We start from the raw sequence: 25,358 nt of genomic DNA on the forward strand, positions 1-25,358 counted from the left end.
CATGACCGCCACAGCGACCCGCACCATGGTCACCTCGGAGGCGCCGGCCCGGCGCCTCCGGGGGACCGGTCCCCGCCGGATGAGGAAGGTGCACGAGGGATCGCGGGCCGAAGCGACGACCGCGTGGCTGTTCCTCGCTCCGTTCCTGCTGATCTTCCTCGTCTTCACGGGCATCCCCGCCCTCCTCGCCATCGGCGCGAGCATGACCGACATGTCGGCCCGCGACATCCGCGACCCGCTCAACGTCAACTTCACCGGGCTCGAGGGGTTCGCCGAGATCATCGGCAATCCCGGATTCCAGAGCGCGTTCCTCAACACGGTGCTGTTCGTGGTGCTCTGCGTACCGATCAGCATGGCGCTCGGTCTGGCGCTGGCCCTCATGCTCAACAACGGCATCCGACGCCTGCGCAACGTGTTCCGTGCGGCGGCGTACGTGCCCGTCATCACGAACATCGTCGCCGCCGCCGTGATCTGGCAGTACGCCTTCTCGATCAACGGCCCCGTCAACACGACCCTCACCGATCTCGGGCTCGGCGCACCGAACTGGCTGGGGGAGCCGGGGTGGGCCGTCACGACCGTCGTGATGATGGGCGTGTGGCGCACCACCGGCACCTGCATGATCCTCTTCCTCGCCGGGCTGCAGGCCGTGCCGGAGGAGATCTACGAGGCCGCCGCGACCGACGGTGCGGGCGCCTGGCGCCGGCTGTGGTCGATCACCCTTCCGCTGCTGCGTCCGACGACCCTGCTCGTGACGGTGCTGCAGACGGTGTCGTTCCTCAACATCTTCGAAGAGCCGTACCTGCTCACCAAGGGCGGGCCGCTCGGTTCCACCAAGTCGGTCGCCGTCTGGGTGTACGAACAGTTCGGCTTCGGCAACGTCTCGGCCTCGATGGCCGGATCGGTGCTGCTCCTGCTGCTCGTGGGCATCGTCGCGATCGTCCAGTTCCGAATCCTGAGGCCGAAACATTGAAAACCCTGTCTCCGACGCGCCAGGCGTTCAACTACACCGCTCTCGCCGTCATCACCGTCTTCATGCTCCTGCCCTTCGTCTGGGTGTTCTTCGGATCGTTCAAGACCCAGTCGGAGTTCCTCGGCAACCCGGGGGCCTGGTTCCCCGAGTCGTTCCAGATCCAGAACTACATCCAGCTCTTCGCCGAGCGCGGCTTCGGCTCGTACATGCTCAACAGCGTGATCGTCTCGGGCGTCGCGATCGTCGGCAACGTGCTCTTCAGCGCCATGGCCGGCTACGCGCTGGCGAAGCTGCGGTTCCGCGGACGCGGCCTCGTCTTCCCGCTCGTGATCGCCTCGATGATCGTGCCCTACGTCGCGCTGTTCGTGCCGCAGTTCGTGATCGTCGTGCAGCTCGGCCTGGTCAACTCGCTCATCGCGATCATCCTGCCGGTGCTCGTGCTGCCGCTGTGCGTGTTCATCATGCGCCAGTTCGCCCACGGGGTGCCGTACGAGCTCATGGAGGCCGCGCGTCTCGACGGGGCGGGGGAGGGCCGCATCTTCTTCCGCGTCTTCCTGCCGCTCACCGGCCCGGGGCTCGCGACCGTCGCGATCCTGTCGTTCCTCACCTCGTGGAACAACTTCCTCTGGCCCCTCGTCGTGGCCCAGTCGCAGGACACGTACACCGCGCCCGTCGGGCTCTCGGTGGCGTCGCAGGCATCCAACACCATCTCGTTCGGTCTGCTGCTCGCCGGGGCCATGGTGGTGCTGCTGCCGATCCTCATCCTCTTCCTCTTCCTGCAGAAGTACTTCATCCAGGGCGTCGCCGCCACCGGACTGAAGTGACCGCCGCAGCCCCTCGAAAGGACACCGTCGCATGGCCGTGAAGGACCTCAAGTTCGCCCTCAACGCGATCCAGTGGATCAACGTCAAGGAGGACCCCGCCGACCTCGACAGCGCGAGCCTCTGGCGATTCGCCGACCCGGCGTTCGTCGCCGAGTACCCCGGCGTACTGCGGGCGATCCGCGACGCCGGCTTCGGCGCCACCATGATGGAGGTGCTCGACACCCAGACCCTGCAGAACTACGCGGCGATGGTCGAGGAGTCGGGGCTGGCCCTGGCGCCCGGGTACGTGCAGGTGCCGCTCGCGAGCGATCACGGCGGACGGCTCGAGCGCGGCACGTTCGAGCGCATCCACTGGTTCGACGGCGTGCGGCGCAAGGCCGAGGAGTCGAACTACTTCGGCATCCCGACCGTCTTCCTCGCGGCCGAGGTCGACCAGACGGCGATCCGGTGGCAGAAGCCGGCCGTCGGCGCCGACTTCTCGCAGGACCGCCTCGACGAGCTCACCGATCTGATCGACGAGGCCGTCGACGTGCTGAACGCCGAGGGCGTGAAGCCCGGCCTGCACAACCACGTCGGCACCTGGATCGAGACGCAGCACGAGTACGAGCACGTGCTGAACGCCATCGACGCGTCGCGGCTCGGAGCGGCCTTCGACATCGGCCACCTCGAATGGGCCGGCATCGATGCGCGGCAGGCGATCTCGACCTGGGCCGACCGCGTGCAGGACCTGCATCTGAAGGACCTCGATCTCGACCTTGCCCGCCGAAGCCGCGAGGAGGGGCTCAGCTACGAGCGCGCCACCGACCTCGGTCTGTACCTCGAGCCCGGCCTGGGTGCCGTCGATCTGCGGGGCGCGCTCGAGGCGCTTCCCGACGGATGGGACGGATGGGTCATCATCGAGGTGGACCGCGCCAGCATGGACCCGGTCGAGAGCGCGCACGTGACCGCACGCTGGGTCGCCGATCTCACGGCGTGAACCGCACCGGGACGACTCGAAGGGATCAGACGCGATGACGCTCACCCAGGACCATTTCTCGCTCAACACCCTGCAGTGGATCACCGTCTCGCTCGGCGAGTCGACCGGTGAGCCCGGCAGCGTCGGCTGGGCGTTCGACCGGCCGAGCTTCCTCGCCCGGCAGCCGGAGGTGCTCCGTCAGGTGCGCGACGCCGGCTTCTCGGCGGTGATGCTGGAAGTGCTGCCCACCCAGACCCTGCAGGCGTACGCCCGCGTCGTCGCCGACTCGGGCCTCAAGGTCACCCCCGGGTACGTGCACATCGGCCTGCCCGAGGAGTTCGGTCGCGACCACACCGGCGACGACGAGGCGCGGTTCCGGTGGTTCGACGGCATCCGTCGTCGCGCCGAGGAATCGCAGTACATGGGGCTCGACCGGGTGTTCCTCGCCGCCGACATGGCGCCGGGGCGTCCGCGCATCGACGAGGCCGCCGCGCGCGGGCACGCGTTCGACGCTGCGCGGCTCGACCGCGTCACCGACGTCATCGGCGAGGCCGCCGAGGTGCTGAAGGCGGAGGGAGTGACCGCCGCGCTGCACAACCACGTCGGCACGTGGATCGAGACCGAGGCCGAGTACGACCACGTGCTCGACGCGGTGCCGTCGACGATCCTCGCCGCCGGTCCCGACCTCGGGCACCTGGCGTGGACGGGGGCGGACGTCGTCGCCTGGGTCGCCCGCCACGCGGATCGCATCTCGGATCTGCACATCAAGGACATGGACCTCGCCCTCGCCGCCGAGGCGCGCGACAAAGGCACGCCCTACTTCGACGTCATGGCCCAGCGATTCTTCCTGGAGCCGGGCCTCGGTGACGTGCCGCTCCAGGCCGCGCTCGGGGCACTCCCCGAGGGGTTCGACGGCACGATCCTCGTCGAGGTCGACAAACCGAGTATGGAGCCCTTCGCGAGCGCCCGCGCGAGCTGGGCCTGGATCGCCGAGAACTACCCGTCCGCCGCTCCCACGGAGGAAGCCGCATGAGCACGCATCCCGTCACCCTGTTCACCGGTCAGTGGGCCGACCTGCCGTTCGAGGAGGTGGCCCGCCTCGCCGCCGAGTGGGGGTACGACGGTCTCGAGATCGCCGCATCCGGCGACCACCTCGACCTGCGGCGCGCCGACGAGGACGACGCCTACGTCGAGTCGCGGAAGGAGATCCTCGACCGCCACGGCCTGCAGGTGTTCGCGATCTCGAACCACCTCGCGGGGCAGGCGGTGTGCGACGCTCCCATCGACTTCCGCCACCAGGCGATCCTGCGCGACTACGTGTGGGGCGACGGCGAGGCCGAGGGTGTGCGGCAGCGGGCCGCCGATGATATGAAGCGCGCGGCCCGCGTCGCCCGCAAGCTCGGCGTCGACACCGTCGTCGGCTTCACCGGGTCGTCGATCTGGCCGTACGTGGCGATGTTCCCGCCCGTCTCCGACGACGTCATCGCCGGCGGCTTCGAGGACTTCGCGCAGCGCTGGAACCCGATCCTCGACGTCTTCGACGGCGAGGGTGTGCGCTTCGCCCACGAGGTGCATCCGAGCGAGATCGCGTACGACTACTGGTCGTCGGTGCGCGCGCTCGAGGCGATCGAGCACCGCGAGGCGTTCGGGTTCAACTGGGACCCCTCGCACATGATGTGGCAGAACATCGACCCGGTCGGCTTCATCTGGGACTTCCAGGACCGGATCTACCACGTCGACTGCAAGGACACGCGGATGCGCCCGCACAACGGCCGCGCCGGCGTGCTGGGCTCGCACCTGCCCTGGGGCGACCCCCGACGCGGCTGGGACTTCGTCTCGACCGGTCACGGCGACGTGCCGTGGGAGGACTCGTTCCGCGCGCTCGACGCGATCGGATACACGGGGCCCATCTCGATCGAGTGGGAGGACGCAGGGATGGACCGCCTGCACGGCGCGGCGCAGGCCGTGCAGTACGTGCGCTCGCTGCTCTGGCCGAAGCCCACCGCGTCGTTCGACGCCGCCTTCCGCCACCAGTGAGCTGGCGCGATCGCTTCACCCGCGAGGCGCTGACGCGGTCGTTCGCCGCACTGCGCATCCGCGACTACCGCCGGTGGAGCATCGCGCAGCTGCTGTCGGCGGCCGGCGGTGCGGCTTCGCAGGTGGCGATCGCCTGGTTGGTGGTCGAGCTCGGCGGCGACGGTCTCGCCCTCGGCGTGGTGACGGCGAGCACGATGGTGCCCACGCTCGCCCTGGGGCCGTTCATCGGAGCGATCGTCGATCGCTTCTCGCGCCGCGGCGTGCTGGTCGTCACCGCGGTTGCTCAGATGACGATCGCCGGCGTGCTCGCCGGGCTCGCGTTCTCGGGTGCGTTGCAGATCTGGATGCTCGCCGTGCTCTCCTTCGCACACGGCGTGGCCTTCGCCGCCGACAACCCGGCGCGCCAGCTGCTGGTGCTCGACCTCGTCGGCCGCGACCGCGTGACGAGTGCGGTCAGCATGAACGAGGTCATCATCAACGGCGCCCGGGTGCTGGGGCCGGCGGTCGCGGGACTGCTGCTGGTCTTCGCCGATGCTGCGTGGTGCTTCGTCGTGAACGCGCTGGTGTTCGTTCCGTCGATCATCGTGCTGCTCGGCCTGAGGCTGCGTGCGCAGCCCGATCGGGCGACACCGGTGCGCGCCTCGGCCGACGGCGCACCGGAGACCGCCGCCGACCCGGTGCCCGCGGCGGGCGTTCCCGCGCCGAGCGCGTGCGTTCCCGCGCCGGGCGCGTGGCGTTTCGTCCTGCACACGCCCCCGGTGCGAGCGACCCTGCTGCTCGCGATCTGCGCGGCGGCCGGGTACAACATCGCCGTCGTGGTGCCGCTCATCGTCGCGAACGTCTTCGACGCCGAGGGCGGCACCTACGGCCTGCTCGCCGTCGCGTTCGGTCTAGGGGCGCTGCCCGGCGCGTTCTTCTCGGCCACCGGGCCGACGACGCCCCGCGGGGGAGAGGTGCGCGTGCTGGCGCTCGTCATGGGGCTCGCCGTGCTGCTCTCGGCTGCGGCCCCGGTGCTGCCTCTGCTGTTCATCGGACTCGGGGTGGTCGGTGCGGTCGTGATGTGGTTCATCGCCCGCGCCAACGCCCTGGTCATGCTCTCGACGCCGCCGTCCATCCGCGGACGGGTCATGGGCATCTGGGCGATGTGCCTCCCCGGGTCGACGGTGCTGACGGGGCTCGCCGTCGGAGCGCTCGCCGAGGCCGCAGACCCCCGGATCGCCTACGCCGTCGTCGGAGCGGCCACGATGGTGCTCGCCGCGGTGTCGTGGCGCGCGCTCGGCGACGAGCCCATCAGCGCTCGCGAAGCCTGATCAGCCGTTCGTGGCCGGTCTCCTCGAGCTCGGCGATGTCGTCGCGCGACTTGAGGAAGTCCGAGAACGAGCGGTAGCCGAGACCCTTCTCGCTGAACGAGGGGTCCATGCGCCGCATGTGCGTCTTGACGGCGGAGCTGTGCAGCCATTCGTCGGCATCCGCCTTGTCCTGCCCGAGTCGCAGGGCGCGCTCCAACAGCGCCGTCGCCTCCTGCTGCGGATCGACGACGGGTTCCACCGGGGCTGCCGTGGCGGACTTCGCGCGGCGCGACCGCGTCGTGGTCTTCTTGGCGCCCTCCGCCGGCTGCTCGGCCGCGGGCTCGGCGGGCGCCGCGACGACGGCATCCGCCGCGGCCTGCTTCGCCGGGCGCGTGACGCCCGACAGCGAGTCGTAAGCCTCGAACTGGTCGCACGCCGCCGCCAGCGACTTGGCCGTCGACCCCGCGACGCCCACGCCGATGACGTAGCGACCGAGGCGCTTGCAGCGCTGGGCGAGCGGCACGTAGTCGCTGTCGCCCGCGACGATGACCACATGGGTCAGATCGGGCAGGCGGAACATGTCTTCGACCGCATCGACGGCCAGACGGATGTCGGCGCCGTTCTTCGCATAGGCGGCGGCCGGGAAGAGCTGCACGAGGTCGACCGCGCGGGCGACCAGCTGCGAGCGGTACTCGGCGTTCACGGGCGACGACCAGTCGGCGTACGCGCGGGTGAGCACGAGGGTGCCGAACGAGGCGGCGTAGTCGATGATCGCGCCGACCTCGATCATGGCCTGCTTCAGGCGCTCGGCGACCTCGGGGTCGTTCGGGTTGTCGCTGATGCGCTGGCGGTCCTTGCCGTAGGCGTTGCGACCGTGCACCCGGTCGTACCAGGAGATGACGATGTTGTCGAAGTCGAGGTAGACCGCGACGCGGGCATCCGTGGTCTCGGCCATGCTCAGTTCCCGCCGTCCTGCGGCGCGGTCTCGTCGCTCTCGCCGGGATAGCGGACGCCGATCTGTCGGCGGATCTCGTCGAGGGCGCCCATGATGGCCACCGAGTCGGCGAGGGGGAGGATGTCGCCCGCGAGGTTCCCCTCGCGCACGAGCCGCTCGGCGGCGAGGGCTTCGAACTGCATGCCGCGGCCGCCGGCGTCGGGGTCGAGACGACCGTCGAACTCCTCGATCACGGTGCCCTCGGGGTCGATCACGCGCAGCACCGAGGGCGACCAGAAGAAGCGGTCGATCTCGATGCGCGCCTTCGTTCCGAGCACGACGGCGCGGTTGGGCCCGGCCGTCCGCGACGACGACAGCGTGGTCGACACCGCGCCGCTCGCATGGGTCATGACGGTCGCGACCTCGGCGTCGGCCCCGGTCTCGACGAGCTGGGCCACGGCGCGGATGCTCGTCGGCGCCCCGAGCACGTCCCACACGAAGGAGATCGGGTAGATCGCGAGGTCGAGCAGCGCACCGCCGCCGAGCTCGAGCGCGTTGAGCCGGTGCGTCGGGTCGGAGGGGAGGAGCTGGGTGTGGTCGGCGCTTACCGAACGGATCTCGCCGAGGACCCCGGAGGCGATGATCTCGCGGGCGCGCACCATGTGCGGCAGGTACCGGGTCCACATCGCCTCGGTTGCGAGCAGTCCGCGCTCCTCTGCGAGGCGCTGCAGGTCGGCGGCCTCGGCCTGATTCAGGGTGAACGCCTTCTCGACGAGCACGTGCTTGCCGGCCTCGAGCGCGAGGCGGGCGTTCGCGTGGTGCATCGGATGGGGTGTCGAGACGTAGATGATGTCGACCTCGGGGTCGGCCACCAGCGCCTCGTACGAGGGGTGCGCGTTCGGGATGTCGAAGCGTGCGGCGAAGGCATCCGCCGACTCCTGCGAGCGCGACCCCACCGCCACCAGGTCGAGCCCGGCGGCGCGCAGGTCGGAAGCGAAGGCGCCGGCGATGCCGCCGGTCGCGAGGATTCCCCATCGAAGACCAGTCATCCCCCCAGCGTAGGGCTTTCGCCTGGACGGCAGGACGCGGGTTGTCAGGGGACGAGCACGATCTTCCCGGCGACGTGCTGCTCGACGAGCTCGTGCGCCCGAGCCGCCTCGGCGAGCGGCAACTCGGGCCCGAGCTCGATCGTGAAGTCGCCGCTCGCGAGCAGTTCGATCGTCTTCGGCAGCGCCTCGGCCCGCCAGGCCAGTTCCTGCTCGGTCAACGGCTGCGGAGCCCCGCCGGAGAACGCACGGATGCCGAACGATGCGGCATCCGGTCCCCGCACGATCGTGGCGATGCGGTCGCGGTCGGCGACCAGGGCGAGCGACGTCTCGATGGCCTCGTCGGTGCCGGCGCCGTCGAGCACCACGGTCACATCGGACGGTGCGGCATCGCGGACGCGGTCGAGCAGCCCCTCGCCGTAGGCGACCGGGATCGCGCCCAGGTCGCGCAGCTGATCGTGCCGCGCGGGGCTGGCGGTCGCGATGACGGTGGCACCCCACGCGACGGCGAACTGCACCGCCGCCTGACCGACCGATCCCGAGCCCGCGTGCACGAGCAGCACGTCGTCGGCGGTCACGCCCAACGACTTCAGGGCCTGGTACGCGGTGCCGGCCGGGATGCCGATACCGGCGCCCTCCGCCGCGGTCACGGCATCGGGCAGCAACGCCAGATGCGCTGCCGGGACGGCGAGCGCCGAGGAATAGGTGCCGACGGTGTCGCGGATGGCGACGCGGTCGCCGACGACGAAGCCGTCGACCCCCTCGCCCACCGCGTCGATCACGCCCGCGCCGTCGAAGCCGACCGGACGCGGCTCGGTGATCGGGGGAGACGGGCGCTTGCCGCCCCGCAGCTTCGCATCGATGGGGTTCACGCCCGTCGCCTCGATGCGCACCACCACCTCGCCGGCCGCGGGCAGCGGGTCGGGGATCTCGGTGAGGTGCAGGACGTCGGGGGAGCCGATTTCGGTGTAGACGATCGCGCGAGCCATGCAGCCAGGCTACCGATCGGGTTCGTGTTGCGGGCAGATCAGTCCCGGCGGTGGCTGGGGAAAGCGGACGGGGCGGTGCTGAGGCGCGCGGCCAGCCGCTGCCGAGTGTCTCTTGGCCGAGGAATCCCTAGTCTTCGAATTGTGCCGCGATGACCTTCAACTTGGGCAGAGTCGCGCCGGCCTGCGGGCAAGCCTTTTGAGGGAGGCTGTCGGCGCGAGCGCAGGTCGCGTAGCGCCGCTACCGCCGCGCCTCCAGATACCGTCGCCAAGGCCTCAGTGGTGGAGAACGCCATCCCCATCCGAGGCTAACTTCGGACGCGAACTATCGGACCTACCTAGAACGGCGAATCCGCGTCCGGGTCTAGCAGGTCCAGCTCTGCAAGCAAACTGTCGATGGTCTCATCCGCACGGGAGAGACGTCGGACAATCGCGGTGTACAGGCTCCCGAGGACCGCCGATGCCTCCTCTTCCGGATTATCGAAGGGGCCATTCATATTGAAACCGGTGGTGGTGAACTGGCCGATCTTCTCATCTCCTCGAAACACCGCGAAGATGAATGGGAATCGTCCGTCAAAGTCTTCGGGATAGAGGTAGTATCGAGAGCCGTTCGGCGCGGACGCTCTGAAGGCCATGGGTTCTGGCGCGGTGGGGTCCTCCTCCCAGGTGAGAAGACCACCGCGGGTCAATCCGTCAACCCTGCTGCTGAGCTTCAACCAATCCTCACCGGTGAACTTGATTAGCATTCGACACCTCCGGGGCAGTGTATTTCTGAATCGTCTCGAACTGAACCAGTGACGAGTTCAGCCGAACTAGGACGGGCATGAGGCTCTTGGCGCTCGTTGTGGGTTTGGGGCTCTTGGATCTTGCGATCAGTTCCTTGACATCGGATGCGCCAGTAGCAGCGACTTGCAGGTCCGCGAGCACTTCCTCGGGAACGACGGGCGTCGTGTCCTGCTTTGCGAGAGCGACTGCGCGATGCATCATTTCAGAGAGCTGCACCAGCACGTGTTTGGCTACGGGGCTATCTTCATCCTCAATGGCCCGAGTGGCTTCCTTGATCGTCTCTCGGATGAGACGTAGATCGTTCACCATGTCCAGCGTCATTAGGTGCGACCGCGTTGTAGCGATCGCGCTCTTCGCGGCATCGGCGGCGGTTTCAGCGCGCTTCGCCGTGTCCTTGGCATCGCGCGCTTGACGCCAAGTCCACCACAGACCGACGAGCGTAAGAGCGAGCCCCACGATCGTTATCACCGCCATGGTCACGTCCAGCCACGTGATGCCGGTGAAGTCCATAACGCTGATACTAGCGGGCGATATGAGCGCTCTGCGGACACCCAACCCGGCTCGCTGCCAGTCGCAAGAGTCAGGCTTCCGCGGGCGGATGCCGCGACGGCGCTCCGCCCGGAGGTCCACACGCCCGGCGCCGTGCGACGGCGCTACTTCCCTGCGAGGGCCTTGGTGATGCGCTGCGGTGAGACGGGCTGGGCGGTGCCGAGGCGCTGGGCGAACACGCTCACCCGGTACTCCTCGAGCAGCCAGCGGGTCTCGACGAGATTCGGGGTGGCGTCGCGGGGGAGGGGGATCGTGCCCCCGGCATCCGCGAACTGCGCCGCCATGCGCTCGTACTCCGTCATGCGGCTGCGGTCCTTGCCCGGCTCGCTGCCGAGCGTCTTCAGGCGCTCGACCATGCCGTTCAGGTACCGCGGGAAGTGGGCGAGCCGGTCGACGCCCGCGGCGGACACGAATCCCGGATGCAGCAGCCCGCTCAGCTGCGTGCGGATGTCGTTCAGCGGGCCGAGCAGGGCGAGCGAGTTCTGCGACTTGATGCCGCGCTCGACCTCGCGCGACAGGGTGAGGATGCGGGCGACGAGCGAGACGCAGGCGAACAGCTCGTCGACGAGCACGGCCGACACGGCATCCCGCACGCGCGCGAAGTCCGCCTCGGTGCGCACGATGCCGCCGGGAACGGTGGCGTCGATCACCCGCCGGGCGACGGCGGCGCGGCAATCCTCGATGAGGGCGGCGGCCGAGGGGTAGGGCGAGGCCGCGAGCGCGAGCTTCTCCGCGCTGGTGAGGTGCTGCTGCACGTGCGACGACGGCGAGGGCACGGCCAGCAGCACGAGACGCAGCACGCCGGCGCGGGTGGCGGCGGCCGCGGCATCCGCCGACGCCTCGACGCGCACCGCGACCGTCTTGCCCTCGTCGCCGATCGCCGGGTACCCGCGCACGACACCACCGGCGACCCGGGTGTCGAGAACCTCGGGCAGCTCGCCGAACGTCCACGCCGTCAGCCCGGTGCGCTCGATCGATCCCGCTGAGACGGATGCGGCGGCGACGTCGTTCGCGCCCCGGCGGGACGAGCGGTCGGGTGCGGGGCGTGCGATCGACCGGGCCACGCTGCTGCGGGCGCGGTCGGCGAGGTCGCGCTGGAGGGCCGGGAGGTCGCGACCCGACCCGACGACGCGGCCGCGCTCGTCGACGGCGCGGAAGTTCATGCGCAGATGCGGGGGCACGCGCTCGTCGTCGAAGTCGGCCGCCGAGACGAGCTGGTTCGCGAGCGGTTGGATGAGACGCGCGAGCGCCTCCTTCAGCGAGCGTGCCGGTCGACCGTCGTGGTGCTCCGGGCCCTCTGCGGCGATCTCGGCGCCGAACTTGTCGGCCCAGTCGGCGGCGGGCACGACGTGGCGACGGATGGTCTTCGGCAGGGCGCGCAGCAGACCGGTGACGAGTTCGGCGCGCAGCCCGGGCACCTGCCAGTCGAACCCGCGGTCCTCGATCTGCGCGAGCAGCGGAAGGGGGATGACGACGCTCACGCCGTCGTCCGGCGCGCCGGGCTCGAAGCGGTAGGCGAGCCCGAGCACCTGATCGCCCTGCGTCCACCGGGTCGGGAACTCGTTCTGCGCGGCGCGGCCGTCGTCGTCGTCGATCAGATCGGACTCGCGCATCACGAGCAGCTTCGGCGTCTGCGCGAGGGTGTCGCGCCACCACTTCTCGAACGACCGCACGTCGAACACGTCGGCGGGGATGCGCTCGTCGTAGAACCGGAACACGGCCTCGTCTCCGGCCAGGATGTCGCGGCGGCGCTCGCGCTCCTCGAGCTTCTCCAGCCGCCGGCGCAGCTCGGCGTTGCTGCGCCAGAACGCACTGACCCGCTTGTCGAGGCGACTCGGATCCCACTCGCCCTCGACCAGCGCGTGCCGCACGAACAGCTCCCGCGAGGCGGCGCGGTCGATGCGGGCGAACTGCACGCGTCGCCGCGGCACGATCTCCAACCCGAACAGCGTCACCTTCTCGTAGGCGACGGCGGCCCCTGCATCCTTCGACCAGTGCGGCTCCGACACCTGTCGCTTGGCGAGGTCGCCCGCCAGCGGCTCGGCCCACGCCGGATCGATCGCGGCGACCGTGCGCGCGAACGTGCGCGACGTCTCGACGATCTCGGCCGCGATCACGGCCCGCGGGCTCTTCTTGCGCAGTCCCGACCCGGGGAAGATCGAGAAGCGGATGCCCCGGGCGCCGCGGTACTCGGCGATGCGGCGCTTGGCGTCCTTCGCCGGAGTGCCGCCCTTCCCCGCCGGAGCGGTGCGCTCGTCGAGCAGACCGATCTGCGACAGCAGCCCCGCGAGCATCGAGCGGTGCACGGCATCCGGATCGGCGGCCCCGTCGCCACGACGCCCGTCGCCGGCCTTCATCAGCGTGCGCAGCTGCCGGTGCACGTCGAACCACTCCCGCACCCGCACGTAGTTCAGGTGCTCGGCGCGGCACAGTCGGCGGAACGCGCTCGATCCGAGTTCGCGCTGCTGCTCGCGCAGGTGGTTCCACAGGTTGAGCAGGGTGAGGAAGTCGCTCGTCGGGTCGACGAACCGGGCGTGCAGGCGATCGGCCTCCTCGCGGCGCTCCTCCGGCCGCTCGCGCACGTCCTGGATGGTCATGCCCGACACGATCGGCAGCACGTCGTCGACCACGCCCTGCCGCCCCGCCTCCACGAGCATGCGGGCGAACCGCGGGTCGATCGGCATCCGCGAGATGTCGCGGCCGACACGGGTCAGGTACGGGGAGCCGTCGCGTCGGGAGGGCTCGACCGCCCCCAGTTCGGTGAGCAGGTCGAAGGCCGCCTTCACACCGCGCGAATCGGGAGGGGTGAGGAAGGGGAAGTCCTGGATGTCGCCGAAGCCCAGCGAGAGCATCTGCAGGATGACCGACGCGAGCGACGTGCGCAGGATCTCGGGTTCGGTGAACTCGGGTCGGCGGGCGAAGTCGTCTTCGGAGTAGAGGCGGATGGCGATGCCGTCGCTCGTGCGACCCGCGCGCCCCGAGCGCTGATTCGCCGACGCCTGCGAGATCGCCTCGATCGGCAGGCGCTGCACCTTCGACCGATTGCTGTAGCGCGAGATGCGCGCGGTGCCGGTGTCGACGACGTAGCGGATGCCCGGCACGGTGAGGCTCGTCTCGGCGACGTTCGTCGCCAGCACCACGCGCCGGCGCACACCCGCCACGCGGCTGCGTTCGAACACGCGGTGCTGCTCGGCGGCCGACAGCCGGCCGAACAGCGGGAGCACCTCGGTGGGGGAGCGGTCCTTCGCGTACGCGCCGCGCACGGCGTCGGCCGCGTCGCGGATCTCGGCCTCGCCGGGGAGGAACACGAGGACATCGCCCGGCGCTTCGCGGTCGAGCTCGCGCAGGGCCGCGACGATCGCCGAGACCTCGTCCTCGGGGTCGCCCGCGGCCGCGGCATCCGCGTCGTCCTCGTCCGCCACCAGCGGGCGGTACCGGATCTCGACGGGATAGGTGCGCCCGGAGACCTCGATGATCGGCGCCGGCGTGCCGTCGGCCGCAGCGAAGTGCCGCGCGAAGCTCTCGGGGTCGATGGTCGCCGAGGTGATGACGACCTTGAGGTCGGGGCGCTCCGGCAGGATGCGCGCGAGGTACCCGAGCAGGAAGTCGACGTTGAGCGACCGCTCGTGCGCCTCGTCGATGATGATCGTGTCGTAGCGGGTGAGCAGGCGGTCGCGGTGGATCTCGTTGAGCAGGATGCCGTCGGTCATCAGCGCGATGCGGCTCGACTCCGACACCTTGTCGGTGAACCGCACCTTGTAACCGACGAGGGTGCCGAGCTCGACCTGCAGCTCCTCGGCGACGCGCTCCGCGATGGTGCGGGCGGCGAGACGCCGCGGCTGCGTGTGCGCGATGCGCTCGCGGCCCAGCTCGAGCGCGATCTTGGGCAACTGGGTGGTCTTGCCCGACCCCGTGGCGCCCGCGACGATCACGACCTGGTGGTCCCGCATTGCGTCGGCGATCTCACCCCGCGCCGCGCTGACGGGCAGCTCGGGGGGATACACGATCACGGGGGAGGACATAGCCCTCCATCGTAAGCCGGGATCGGGTGCGTACGATTCATGGAGTGACGACCTCCCCGCGCGTGGAGCGCTGGTTCCGCGACTTCGGACGCCCGCCCCGCATCCTCGGCCTCGACGTCGCGCGCGGCCTCGCGATCCTCGGCATGGCCGGGGCGCACGTCGGAGAGACGCCGACCCTCGACGTTCTCGACCCCGCGACCTGGGGCGACCTGGTGCACGGGCGCTCGTCGATCCTGTTCGCCGTGCTCGCGGGGGTGTCGATCGCGCTCATGACCGGCCGCAGCACCCGTCCAGACCCGGCGCTGCTGCCGAGCATCCGCCTGCAGCTCGTGGGGCGGGGCGCCGTCATCTTCCTGATCGGCCTGGCGCTCGAGTTCCTGAACACCCCGATCGCCGTCATCCTGACGCTCTACGGTCTGCTGTACGTCGCGGTCATTCCGTTCCTGCGGTGGAAGCCGTGGCAGCTGCTCGCGGGAGCGGCCGTCCTCGCGATCGCCGGCCCGCCCGTCGTCGCCCTCCTCTCGGCCGTGACCCTCGAACCGTACGGTGCGGGAATCGCGTTCGTGCTCGACGGGAGCTACTCGATCGTCGTGTGGTTGGCGCTCGTCCTCGCCGGCCTCGCGCTCGGGCGCCTGCACGTCGCCACGCTCCGCACCGCGTGGGTCGCGCTGGGCGCGGGCATCGCGCTCGCCGTCGTCGGCTACGGGCTCGGCGCGATCGGTGCCGGCGTCGTGCGACGTCTCGACGGCGCCGAGCCGCCGATGGGCGCATCGGGCAGCGGGTGGGAGGGGTACCCCGACGCGCTCGCCGACGCCGACCCGATCGGCGCGATGCTGCGCGCGGTGTTCGCCGTCGACCCGCACTCGGGCGGCGTGGCCGAGGTGCTGGGGTCTGGCGGGTTCGCGCTGGCGGTGATCGGACTGTGCCTGCTGCTCGCCCGCCCGCTGCGTTGGCTGTTCCTCGCCCTGGGAGCGTTGGGCAGCATGCCGCTCTCGGCATACAGCGGGCACATTCTCGCGATCGCTCTCCTCGTGGGCCCCGGTGGGTACTACACGAGCAACACCCTCTGGGCGGTGCTCGCGGTGGGGATGCTGGTGGCCGCGACGCTGTGGTCGATGCTGGTCGGCCGGGGCCCGCTCGAGCGTCTGGTCGGTGCTGCCGCGCGCCGGATGGCGGCGAGCCGGGCCTTGTCCGACTGACGCGCCCTAGGCTAGACGAATGACCATTCCTGCACTCGAACTGAACGACGGCACGACCATCCCCCAGCTGGGTTACGGCGTCTTCCAGGTTCCGCCGGCCGAGACCGAGCGCGCCGTGAGCGAGGCGCTCGAGATCGGCTACCGCCACATCGACACCGCCGCCATCTACGGCAACGAAGAGGGCGTCGGTGCGGCGATCGCGGCCTCCGGCATCGCCCGTGACGAGCTCTACATCACCACGAAGCTGTGGAACGACCGGCACGACGGCGACGAGCCGCGCGCGGCGATCGGCGAGAGTCTCGAGAAGCTGGGCCTGGAGCAGGTCGACCTGTACCTGGTGCACTGGCCCACCCCGGCGAAGGACAACTACGTGCACGCCTTCTCGAAGCTCATCGAGCTGCGCGAGGCCGGCCTGACCCGCAGCATCGGCGTGTCGAACTTCCTCGTCGAGCACCTCGACCGCGTCGTCTCCGAGACCGGCGTCGCCCCGGCCGTGAACCAGATCGAGCTGCACCCCGCGTACCAGCAGCGCGACGTCGTCGCCCGGGCGGCAGAGCACGGCATCAAGACCGAGGCCTGGGGTCCGCTCGGACAGGGCAAGTACGACCTGTTCGGCACGCCGGCCGTCGCCGAGGCCGCTGCCGCGCACGGCGTCACGCCCGCACAGGCGGTGCTGCGCTGGCACCTGCAGAAGGGCATCATCGTCTTCCCGAAGTCGGTGCGCGCCGAGCGCCTGCGCGAGAACATCGACGTGTTCGGGTTCGAGCTGACGGATGACGAGATCGCGGCGATCGACGCCCTCGACCCGCTCGACGGCTCGGGCCGCGTGGGCACGCACCCGAACGAGTTCAACTGATCGACGACCCGTCGTCGCACATGACGCCCCGTGTCGCACCTCCGCGACACGGGGCGTCTTCGTGAGTAGCGTCGAGACATGGCAGCTCACTACCGCGTCGTCGCCGTCTCCGGATCGCTGCACGAGCCGAGCAAGACGACCGCGCTGATCCGGGCGATCGCCGATGCGGTCGCCGAACGCGCCGACGTCGAGGTGCAGCTCATCGAGCTGACCGACATCGGCCCCGAGCTGGCAGGAGCGCTGCGGCGCGACCAGCTGCCCGCATCCGTCGAGGAGAAGCTCGTCGCGATCGAGCAGGCCGACCTGCTCATCGTCGGCAGCCCCGTCTATCGCGCGTCGTTCACGGGCCTGTTCAAGCACTTGTTCGACTTCGTCGGCCAGTACGAGCTGGTCGGCACGCCGGTGCTGCTGGCGGCGACCGGCGGCGGCGAGCGCCACGCGCTCATCATCGAGCATCAGCTGCGCCCGCTCTTCGCGTTCTTCCAGGCGCTCACGCTGCCGGTGGGCGTCTACGCCAGCACGACAGACTTCGACGGCTACGAGATCGCCTCCGACGTGCTGCGCGCCCGGATCGACCTCGCCGCCGACCGTGCTCTTCCCCTCATGAGCTACGCCGCGTCGCAGCCACTCGAGGCTCTCGCGATCTGAGCATCCCGGCCCCGGCGCGCGCCCGGGCGCGTAGCGTGAAGGCATGACGAACCGGCTCGCCGACACGCTCAGCCCGTACCTCCGCGCGCACGCCGACAACCCCGTCGACTGGTACCCCTGGGGCGAGGAGGCGTTCGCCGAGGCGCAGCGCCGCGACGTGCCGCTGCTCATCTCGATCGGCTACTCCACCTGTCACTGGTGTCATGTGATGGCCCGGGAGTCGTTCGCCGACGCCGACACGGCGGCGTCGATCAACCGCGACTTCGTGGCCGTCAAGGTCGATCGCGAGGAGCATCCGGAGGTCGACGGCGCGTACATGGCGGCCGCCTCCGCCTTCACCCAGAACCTCGGCTGGCCGCTGACCGTGTTCGCGACGCCCCGCGGCCGCACCTTCTTCGCCGGAACCTACTGGCCTCCGCAGGCCCGCCCGCCGATGCCGTCGTTCCGCGACGTGCTCGCCGCGGTGCGCCAGGCCTGGGCCGAACGGCGTGCGCAGGCGGAGGAATCGGCGGATGCGGTGACCGAGGCGCTCGCCCGCGCGGCGGAGCGCCAGCCCTCCGACCTTCCCAATGCGGCGGCGATCGCGGCGGCGGCCGGTGCGATCGCCGCGCGGGAGGACGGCGCGCACGGCGGGTTCGGCGGCGCGCCGAAGTTCCCGGTGGCGACGACGCTGCGCTTCCTCCAGTCGCCGCTGGTGCGTCGGCAGGCCCCGGCGGCCGCGGCATCCGCGGAACGGGCGCTGGCGGCGATGGCGGCATCCGACCTGCGCGACGAGGACGGCGGCTTCTTCCGGTACGCGACCCGCGCGGACTGGACGGTGCCGCACTACGAGCGGATGCTGACCGACAACGCGCAGCTGCTCGATGTCGCGGTCGCCGACGGTGACGAGACCACCGCCCGCGGCATCGCGGACTTTTTGCTGCGTGTGCTGCGCCGCGACGGCGGCGGCTTCGGCGCCGCGCAGGATTCGGAGTCGTGGATCGACGGCGAACGCAGCGAGGGCGGGTACTACCAGCGCCCCCTCGCCGCGCGCGCCGAGCTTCAGCCCCCGGCCGTCGACGGCAAGGTCATCACCGGCTGGAACGGGCTGGCGATCGGCGCCCTGGCACGGGCGGGGTCCGCGCTCGACGAACCCCTCTGGATCGACGCGGCCCGCGCCGCGGTCGACGCGGTGCAGCACGCGAACCGCGGGGCGGACGGTGCGCTCGTGCGCGCGTCCCTCGACGGCACGCCGTCGCCGGCGGCCGCGACCCCGGCCGATCTCGCCCTTCTCGCCGACGGGATGCTCGCGCTCGCCGTCGCGACGGGTGACGCGTCGTGGGCCGTGCGCGGTCGAGCGATCCTCGACGAGGCGCTCGCCGGGGTGGCGGGCGAACCGCTGCTGCGAGCGCAGGGCATCGCCGCCGCGCCCGACCAGACCGACGGCGACCTCCCGTCCGACGCGGCCGCGCTCGCCGAGGCGGCGTACCGGGCCTGGGTGCTCGGAGCGGGCGATCGATACCGCGACGCGGCGGCGGTCCGGGTGCGCGAGCACACGGCCTCGGCGCTCGCCCAGCCGTTCGCGCACGGGAGTCTGCTGCGGGTCGCCGCCGCCCTCGTCGACGCGCCGCGGCAGATCGTGGTCGTCACCGACGATCCGTCGAGCGCGCTGTCGCGCTCCGCACGCCGGGCGGATGCCGACGTCGTCGCCGTGGTCACGCCCGCGCAGGCCGACGCCTTCTCAGTCGCGGGGTTCGAGCTCTTCGAGGGCCGGTCGGTCGGAGACGCCGACGTGCGGGAGCGCGCGTTCGACTGCCGGGGCTTCGTGTGCCGTCTGCCCGTGACCGACGCCGCCGAATTGCCGCACGCGCGCGCGGCGGTCTAAGGTGACGCGGGTGCGCCCGCCCGCCTCCGCCCCCGCTCCGTCCGCCGGTCTCCACCGCGGACTCACCCGCCGTCAGATCTCGATGATGGGGCTCGGCAGCGCCATCGGCGCCGGTCTCTTCGTCGGCTCGGGGCAGGCCATCGGGCTCGCCGGCCCGGCGGTGCTCGTGTCGTATCTCGTCGCGGGCGGCATCGTGGTGCTCGTCATGTCGATGCTCGCCGAGATGGTGGCGGCGCGGCCGAGTCCTGGCGCGTTCAGCGAGTACGCCCAGGATGCCCTCGGTCGCAGCGCCGGCAGCGCGATCGGGTGGCTGTACTGGATCCAGCTCGTGGTGGTGATCGCCGCCGAGGCGACGGGGGCCGCCGGCATCCTCGCCGGCTGGGTGCCCGGGGTCCCGGTGTGGGCGTGGGTGCTGGTCTTCGTCGCCGGCTTCACCACCGTCAACCTGCTCGGGGTGCGCGATTACGGTCGCTTCGAGTTCTGGTTCGCCGCGATCAAGGTCGGCGCGATCGTGGCCTTCCTCGTGATCGGCGTCTGCGCGATCCTCGGGGTGATCCCGGGCGTACCGGCGACCGGGCTGAGCAACCTCGTCGCCCAGGGAGGCTTCGCGCCGAACGGCGTCCCGGGCATCGCGGCGGCGCTGCTCATCGTGCTGTTCGCCTTCGGCGGCACCGAGCTGGTGGCCATCGCGGCCGCCGAGTCCGACGATCCCTCCCGCAACATCCGGCGCATCGTGCGTCAGGTCCTCGTGCGCATCCTCGTCTTCTACGTCGGCTCGATCGTCGTGATCGTCGCCGTTCTGCCGTGGAACGACCCCGCGGTGCTCGACGGACCGTTCTCCGCCGTGCTCGCCACCCTGCGCGTGCCGGGCGTCGACCTCGTGATGTCGCTGCTCGTCGTGGTGGCGCTGCTGTCGGCGATGAACGCGAACATCTACGGCGCATCCCGCATGTTCTTCTCGCTGGGCGAGCGCGGCCTCGCCCCGCGGGCCGTCACACGAACGACAGCCGGGGGAGTGCCGCTGGTGGCCGTGCTGTCGTCGGTGGCGTTCGGGTTCGTCGCGGTGGTGCTCAACTACGTGTTCCCCGACGTCGTGCTGCCGGCCCTGCTCAACGTCGTCGGCTCGACGCTCATCGTCACCTGGACGGCGGTCGCGGTCTCGCAGATCGTGCTGCGCCGCCGGGCCGAGCGCGAGGGCACCGCGCTGCCGGTACGGATGCCCGGCTTCCCGTGGCTGTCGTGGCTGTGCCTGGCTCTCATCGCGGGCGTCGTCGTGCTGGCGGCATCCGACGAGGGGGCGCGCCTGCAGCTCCTGCTCACCGCCGCCCTGACGGCCGTGCTGTACCTCGGGGCGCTCGTCGCCGGTCGACGCGGGGAGCGCGCGGTTCGCCGCTGATCTCGGCAACCGCCGCCGCCTCGGGGCGGCGCCCGTCCGTCCGCGCCGTCGGACCGCCCGTCAGACCCAGCCGGGCAGCCAGTTGTGCACGAGCCAGAACGGGTAGGGCACGCTCATGCCGACCCACAACGGCAGGAAGAACGCCGACACCAGCACGGCGCCCACCAGGAACACCGCCACGGTGCGCTGCCCGGCGGTGCGGCGGTCGAGCGTGTCGTCTCTGCGGCCGGCGATGCGGCGCAGCGCCTCGGCGAGCGCCAGCACCAGGAACGGCATCATCACCACGGTGTAGAACTGGAAGATCGTGCGGTCGGGGAACAGCAACCAGGGCACGTAGGTCACGGCGAGGCCGACGAGGGGCACGCTCACCGCGGGGCCGACGGGGGAGCGGCGCACCCATCCGCGCACGAGCAGCACGAGCAGGAACACGGATGCCGCGACTCCGGCCCACCAGATGAGCGGGTTGGGGATCGCCGAGATCACCCCGATGCAGTGGTCGGTGCCGCACCCGGAGGGGTCGGATGCGACCCACACCGCGGTCGGGCGCAGCAGGAACGGCCACTCCCACGCCGCGCTGGCGTACGGATGCCCCTTCGTGAGGCCGACGTGGAAGCCGTACATCGACTGGTGGTAGTTCCACAGCGCGATCAGCGGGTTCGGGTCGCTCTGCCGGTCGTAGCCGCCCGCGGTGACCAGCCACCCGGTCCAGCTCGTGAGGTACACCGCCGCGGCGGGCCCGACCAGCAGCAGGAACGACACCGGTCCCTGACGCAGCACGGCGTCGGTGGGCCACAGCACCACGCCCGCGCGTCGGCGCGCGAGGGCATCCGTCAGCACCAGGTACAGGCCGAAGCCGGCCAGCGCATACAGGCCCGACCACTTGACCGCGCAGGCCGCGCCGAGCGCGACGCCGGCCGCGAGCACCCAGGGGCGCCGCCACAGCACCCGTCCCCACAGCGGGTCCGGGCGCTCGGGGTCGCCCTGTGCGAGGAGCGGGAGGGTGCGTCGTCGATCGAGGAGCACGAACAGCACTCCCAGCAGCACGAAGAACGTCAGGATGCCGTCGAGCAGCGCGATGCGGCTCAGCACGATGCTCAGGCCGTCGATCGCGAGCAGGCCGCCGGCGACCGTCGCGACGACCACCGAGCCCGAGAGCAGGCGGGCGATCAGATAGACGAGCAGCACCGAGGCGGTGCCCAGGATGCCGGTTGCGAGGCGCCAGCCCATGCTGTCGTCGGGTCCGCCGACGGCCATGCCGAGGGCGATGAGCCATTTGCCGAGCGGCGGATGCACGATGAACGCACCCTGCTCGGACAGTGGCAGCTCCTGCAGGGTCGTGAACGCCTCGTTGGTGCCCTCGCCCCACGTGCCCTCGTAGCCCAGCGTCCACAACGACCAGGCGTCCTTGACGTAGTACGTCTCGTCGAAGGCCAGCTGGTGCGGATGCCCGAGGTTCACCAGGCGCAGGAACGCGGCGACGATCGTGACCGTGAACGGAGCCGCCCACCGCACGATCGCCGACCACTCCGCGTCGCCGAGCATGCGGTCGCGCAGCCGCTCCCACCGGGTCGTCCCCCAGACGTGGGCGGCGGGCGCCGCCTGCTGCGCGGGGGTGGCGGGCGCGGGCGGCAGGGGCTCGGGCGCGGTCACGGGGTACAGCCTAGGCTGGGCGGGTGATCATCCTCGCCGCGACCCCGATCGGAAACCTCGGCGACGCGTCTCGCCGTCTCGTCGAGGTGCTCGAGAACGCCGAGGTGGTCGTCGCGGAGGACACCCGGACGACGCAGCGCCTGCTCCAAGCGCTCGGCGTCGCGAACCGCCCCCGTCTCATCGCGCTGCACGACCACAACGAGAAGCAGAAGGCGGCCGAGCTCGCCGCGCTCGCCGCCGAGACCGATGTCGTCGTCATGAGCGACGCGGGGATGCCGACGGTCAGCGACCCCGGCTACGGTCTCGTCGCCGCGGCCGTCGAGCAGGGGGTCACGGTCACGGCGATCCCCGGACCGAGCGCCGTGCTCATGGCGCTCGCGATCTCCGGCCTGCCGACCGACCGCTTCGCCTTCGAGGGGTTCCTGCCCCGCAAGCCCGCCGAGCGACGGTCGGCGCTGCGGGCGGTCGCGCACGAGGCGCGCACCCTGGTGTTCTTCGAGTCGCCCGCACGGCTGGCGTCGGCGTTGGTCGACATGGGCCAGGCCTTCGGCGCCGACCGCCGCATCGCCGTGTGCCGCGAACTCACCAAGCTCTACGAGGAGGTGCGCCGCGGCACCGCCGCCGAGCTCGTCGCCTGGGCCGAGAACGGTGTGAAGGGCGAGATCGTGGTCGTCGTGGAGGGGGCGCCCCGTCGCGAGGCCTCGCCCGACGACGCGCTCGCCCAGGTGCAGGCGCTCGTCGCCGACGGCATCCGTCTGAAGGAGGCGGCCTCCGAGGTCGCCGGCCTCACCGGCCTCTCGTCGCGCGACCTCTACCAGGCCGCGCTCGCCGCCCGCGGGGCGTAATCACCGGCGGGCGGACGCCTAGAATCGTTGCATGCCCGCTGGCGACTCCTTCTACATCACCACGCCCATCTACTACCCCTCCGATGTGCCCCACATCGGTCACGGGTACACGTCGGTGGCGGTCGACACGCTCGCGCGCTGGCACCGTCAGGCGGGTGACGACACCTGGATGCTCACGGGCACCGACGAGCACGGCCAGAAGATGCTGCGTGCGGCGGCGGCGAACAACGTCACCCCGCAGGAGTGGGTCGACAAGCTCGTCACCGAGGCCTGGTTCCCCCTGCTGCAGACGCTCGACGTCGCCAATGACGACTTCATCCGCACGACGCAGGAGCGTCACGAGGAGCGCGTGAAGAAGTTCGTGCAGGCGATCTACGACCGCGGCTACATCTACGCCGGCGAATACGAGGCGCTGTACTGCGTGGGCTGCGAGGAGTTCAAGCCCGAGTCCGAGATCCTCGACGGCACCGGCCCGTTCGAGGGGCTGAAGGTGTGCGCCATCCACTCGAAGCCGCTCGAGCTGCTGCAGGAGAAGAACTACTTCTTCAAGCTGAGCGAGTTCCAGGACCGGCTGCTCGAGCTCTACAAGACGCAGCCCGACTTCATCCGCCCCGAGTCGGCGCGCAACGAGGTCGTGTCGTTCGTGCGACAGGGCCTCAAGGACCTGTCGATCTCCCGCTCGGCGTTCGACTGGGGCATCGAGGTGCCGTGGGACCCGTCGCACGTCATCTACGTGTGGGTCGACGCGCTGCTCAACTACGCCACCGCCGTCGGGTACGGCGACGACGAGGCGACGTTCGACCGCCGGTGGCCGGCGTACCACGTGGTCGGCAAGGACATCCTCCGCTTCCACGCCGTGATCTGGCCGGCCATGCTCATGGCCGCGGGTGTCGACGTGCCGAAGGGCGTGTTCGCTCACGGCTGGCTGCTCGTCGGCGGCGAGAAGATGTCGAAGTCGAAGCTCACGGGCATCGCCCCCACCGAGATCACCGACGTCTTCGGCTCCGACGCGTATCGCTTCTACTTCCTCTCGGCGATCGCGTTCGGCCAGGACGGCTCGTTCTCGTGGGAGGACCTCGCGGCGCGCTATCAGGCCGAACTCGCCAACGGCTTCGGCAACCTGGCCTCGCGCACGACGGCGATGATCGAGAAGTACTTCGAGGGCGTCGTCCCGCCTGCGGGTGCCTACACCGAGAAGGATCTCGCGATCCAGCGGATCGTCGCCGACGCGGCGACGAACGCGGATGCCGCGATCGAGCAGTTCCGCATCGACGAGGCCATCTCGTCGATCTGGACGATCGTCGACGCGCTGAACGGCTACATCACCGAGAACGAGCCGTGGGCCCTGGCCCGCGACGAGGAGCAGCGCGAGCGACTGGGCACCGTGCTCTACACGTGCGCCGAGGGTCTGCGCGCCCTCGCGGTGCTGCTGTCGCCCGTGATGCCGCAGGCCACCGAGAAGCTGTGGGTCGCCCTCGGTGCCGCCGAGACGATCGGACGCCTGCAGGACCAGCCGATCCGCGAGGCGGGTGCCTGGGGCGTGCTCGCACCGGGCACGAGCGTGAACGGTCTCGCGCCGCTCTTCCCCCGGGTGGAGTCGACGGCCTGACTGAGGAGCATCCGATCGTGAGCACGTACGTGCAGCAGCGCTCCGGCGACGGCCGCAAAGACCTCCGGTACCCGGCCGCCCCGGAACCGCTCGCGGTGCCGGTGTACGACAACCATGCGCACCTCGACATCGTCGACGGCGACGAGCCCCTCACGCTCGTCGAGCAGCTCGACCGAGCGCAGGCGGTCGGCATCGCGGGGGTCGTGCAGTCGTCGGGCGACATCGAGTCGTCACGGTGGGCCGTCGAGGCCGCGGCGTCCGACTCCCGGGTGCTCGCCGCGGTGGCCATCCACCCCAATGACGCGCCGACGTACGCCGAGCAGGGTCGCCTCGACGAGGCGATCGCCGTCGTCGACGAGCTCGCCGCTCACGCCCGCACGCGTGCCGTGGGGGAGACGGGGCTCGACTTCTTCCGCACCGAGCCCGAGCGGCGGGGGCCGCAGTTCACGTCGTTCGAGGCGCACATCGACATCGCCAAGAAGCACGCGATCGCGATGCAGATCCACGACCGCGACGCCCACGAGGCGGTGCTCGAGACGCTGACGCGTGTCGGCGCCCCCGACACGACGGTGTTCCACTGCTTCTCGGGCGACGACGCGATGGCGCGTGTGTGCGCCGACGCCGGGTACTACCTGTCGTTCGCGGGCAACGTGACGTTCAAGAACGCCCAGAACCTGCGCGATGCGCTCGCCGTGACCCCGCTCGACCGCATCCTCGTCGAGACGGATGCCCCGTTCCTCACCCCCGTGCCGCTCCGCGGGCGCCCGAACGCGCCCTACCTCGTGCCGATCACCGTGCGGTTCATGGCGGCCGAGCTCGGGGTGGAACTCGACGAGCTGTGCGCCCGGCTCGCCGCCAACACGCTGCGCGTCTACGGCTCGTTCGACGCCTGA

Annotated in this window: 21 protein-coding genes; 14 read left to right on the forward strand and 7 right to left on the reverse strand. The window is 70.8% G+C overall.

The features are described from left to right. Position 1 precedes the first annotated feature (1 nt). Genes AC3A3J_RS07130 through AC3A3J_RS07155 form a run of 6 tightly spaced genes read left to right on the forward strand, consistent with a single transcriptional unit; the run spans position 2 to position 6,096 of the window. Positions 2-970 carry a carbohydrate ABC transporter permease gene (locus AC3A3J_RS07130; RefSeq protein WP_487671610.1) on the forward strand — a complete coding sequence of 323 codons (969 nt, stop codon included), beginning with the start codon at positions 2-4 and terminating at the stop codon, positions 968-970. Then, entirely contained in the window at positions 967-1,794 is an 828-nt protein-coding gene (locus tag AC3A3J_RS07135; RefSeq protein WP_487671611.1) for a carbohydrate ABC transporter permease, read from the forward strand. Before AC3A3J_RS07130 ends, AC3A3J_RS07135 begins: the two co-directional genes overlap by 4 nt. A gap of 31 nt (positions 1,795-1,825) precedes the next feature. After that, on the forward strand, positions 1,826-2,770 hold the full coding sequence (locus AC3A3J_RS07140; protein WP_487671612.1) for a sugar phosphate isomerase/epimerase family protein: 945 nt from the start codon (positions 1,826-1,828) through the stop codon (positions 2,768-2,770). A gap of 34 nt (positions 2,771-2,804) precedes the next feature. Continuing rightward, positions 2,805-3,782: a sugar phosphate isomerase/epimerase family protein gene (locus tag AC3A3J_RS07145; protein WP_487671613.1), complete on the forward strand. Its 978-nt coding sequence runs from the start codon at positions 2,805-2,807 to the stop codon at positions 3,780-3,782. Next, positions 3,779-4,786: a sugar phosphate isomerase/epimerase family protein gene (locus AC3A3J_RS07150; protein ID WP_487671614.1), complete on the forward strand. Its 1,008-nt coding sequence runs from the start codon at positions 3,779-3,781 to the stop codon at positions 4,784-4,786. Before AC3A3J_RS07145 ends, AC3A3J_RS07150 begins: the two co-directional genes overlap by 4 nt. Continuing rightward, on the forward strand, positions 4,783-6,096 hold the full coding sequence (locus AC3A3J_RS07155; RefSeq protein WP_487671615.1) for an MFS transporter: 1,314 nt from the start codon (positions 4,783-4,785) through the stop codon (positions 6,094-6,096). Before AC3A3J_RS07150 ends, AC3A3J_RS07155 begins: the two co-directional genes overlap by 4 nt. On the opposite strand, the gene AC3A3J_RS07160 is transcribed toward AC3A3J_RS07155, so the two are convergent. The 6 genes from AC3A3J_RS07160 to hrpA form a co-directional block, all read right to left on the reverse strand. Further along, positions 6,077-7,030 carry an NYN domain-containing protein gene (locus AC3A3J_RS07160; RefSeq protein ID WP_487671616.1) on the reverse strand — a complete coding sequence of 318 codons (954 nt, stop codon included), beginning with the start codon at positions 7,028-7,030 and terminating at the stop codon, positions 6,077-6,079. The two genes, AC3A3J_RS07155 and AC3A3J_RS07160, sit on opposite strands and share 20 nt — an antisense overlap. Before the next feature lie 2 nt (positions 7,031-7,032). Then, positions 7,033-8,058, reverse strand: coding sequence for a Gfo/Idh/MocA family protein (locus AC3A3J_RS07165; protein ID WP_487671617.1), 1,026 nt, complete (start codon positions 8,056-8,058; stop codon positions 7,033-7,035). Positions 8,059-8,102: 44 nt separating this feature from the next. After that, the gene (locus AC3A3J_RS07170; protein WP_487671618.1) at positions 8,103-9,044 is read right to left on the reverse strand and encodes a quinone oxidoreductase family protein; all 942 of its coding nucleotides are present in this window, start codon (positions 9,042-9,044) and stop codon (positions 8,103-8,105) included. Between the two features lie 335 nt (positions 9,045-9,379). Then, positions 9,380-9,787, reverse strand: a complete 408-nt coding sequence (locus AC3A3J_RS07175; protein ID WP_487671619.1) for a hypothetical protein — start codon at positions 9,785-9,787, stop codon at positions 9,380-9,382. Then, complete coding sequence (locus AC3A3J_RS07180; RefSeq protein WP_487671620.1) at positions 9,765-10,337, reverse strand: hypothetical protein; 573 nt, start codon at positions 10,335-10,337, stop codon at positions 9,765-9,767. The genes AC3A3J_RS07175 and AC3A3J_RS07180 overlap by 23 nt, the downstream gene beginning before the upstream one ends. Before the next feature lie 143 nt (positions 10,338-10,480). Beyond that, positions 10,481-14,398, reverse strand: a complete 3,918-nt coding sequence (gene hrpA, locus AC3A3J_RS07185; RefSeq protein WP_487671621.1) for an ATP-dependent RNA helicase HrpA — start codon at positions 14,396-14,398, stop codon at positions 10,481-10,483. A 44-nt stretch (positions 14,399-14,442) separates the two neighbouring features. On the opposite strand from hrpA, the gene AC3A3J_RS07190 reads away from it, so the two are divergent. The 5 genes from AC3A3J_RS07190 to AC3A3J_RS07210 all read left to right on the forward strand — a co-directional run bounded on the left by AC3A3J_RS07190 (position 14,443) and on the right by AC3A3J_RS07210 (position 20,361). Beyond that, positions 14,443-15,597 (forward strand): heparan-alpha-glucosaminide N-acetyltransferase domain-containing protein, encoded by a 1,155-nt coding sequence (locus tag AC3A3J_RS07190; RefSeq protein ID WP_487671622.1) that lies wholly within the window; start codon positions 14,443-14,445, stop codon positions 15,595-15,597. Between the two features lie 19 nt (positions 15,598-15,616). Continuing rightward, positions 15,617-16,453, forward strand: coding sequence for an aldo/keto reductase (locus tag AC3A3J_RS07195; RefSeq protein WP_487671623.1), 837 nt, complete (start codon positions 15,617-15,619; stop codon positions 16,451-16,453). 78 nt (positions 16,454-16,531) lie between these two features. Further along, positions 16,532-17,101, forward strand: coding sequence for an FMN reductase (gene msuE / locus AC3A3J_RS07200; protein ID WP_487671624.1), 570 nt, complete (start codon positions 16,532-16,534; stop codon positions 17,099-17,101). A gap of 43 nt (positions 17,102-17,144) precedes the next feature. Next, positions 17,145-18,965, forward strand: coding sequence for a thioredoxin domain-containing protein (locus AC3A3J_RS07205; protein WP_487671625.1), 1,821 nt, complete (start codon positions 17,145-17,147; stop codon positions 18,963-18,965). Positions 18,966-18,975: 10 nt separating this feature from the next. Further along, positions 18,976-20,361 carry an amino acid permease gene (locus AC3A3J_RS07210; RefSeq protein ID WP_487671626.1) on the forward strand — a complete coding sequence of 462 codons (1,386 nt, stop codon included), beginning with the start codon at positions 18,976-18,978 and terminating at the stop codon, positions 20,359-20,361. A gap of 60 nt (positions 20,362-20,421) precedes the next feature. Here AC3A3J_RS07210 and AC3A3J_RS07215 read toward each other — a convergent pair whose 3' ends face one another. Beyond that, positions 20,422-22,011 carry a dolichyl-phosphate-mannose--protein mannosyltransferase gene (locus AC3A3J_RS07215; protein WP_487671627.1) on the reverse strand — a complete coding sequence of 530 codons (1,590 nt, stop codon included), beginning with the start codon at positions 22,009-22,011 and terminating at the stop codon, positions 20,422-20,424. A gap of 23 nt (positions 22,012-22,034) precedes the next feature. On the opposite strand from AC3A3J_RS07215, the gene rsmI reads away from it, so the two are divergent. Genes rsmI through AC3A3J_RS07230 form a run of 3 tightly spaced genes read left to right on the forward strand, consistent with a single transcriptional unit; the run spans position 22,035 to position 25,358 of the window. Beyond that, entirely contained in the window at positions 22,035-22,856 is an 822-nt protein-coding gene (rsmI, locus tag AC3A3J_RS07220; RefSeq protein WP_487671628.1) for a 16S rRNA (cytidine(1402)-2'-O)-methyltransferase, read from the forward strand. 31 nt (positions 22,857-22,887) lie between these two features. After that, positions 22,888-24,465, forward strand: coding sequence for a methionine--tRNA ligase (metG, locus tag AC3A3J_RS07225; RefSeq protein ID WP_487671629.1), 1,578 nt, complete (start codon positions 22,888-22,890; stop codon positions 24,463-24,465). 14 nt (positions 24,466-24,479) lie between these two features. Next, positions 24,480-25,358 (forward strand): TatD family hydrolase, encoded by an 879-nt coding sequence (locus AC3A3J_RS07230; RefSeq protein ID WP_487671776.1) that lies wholly within the window; start codon positions 24,480-24,482, stop codon positions 25,356-25,358.

The organism is Microbacterium sp. Soil_N32 (genome assembly GCF_057655505.1).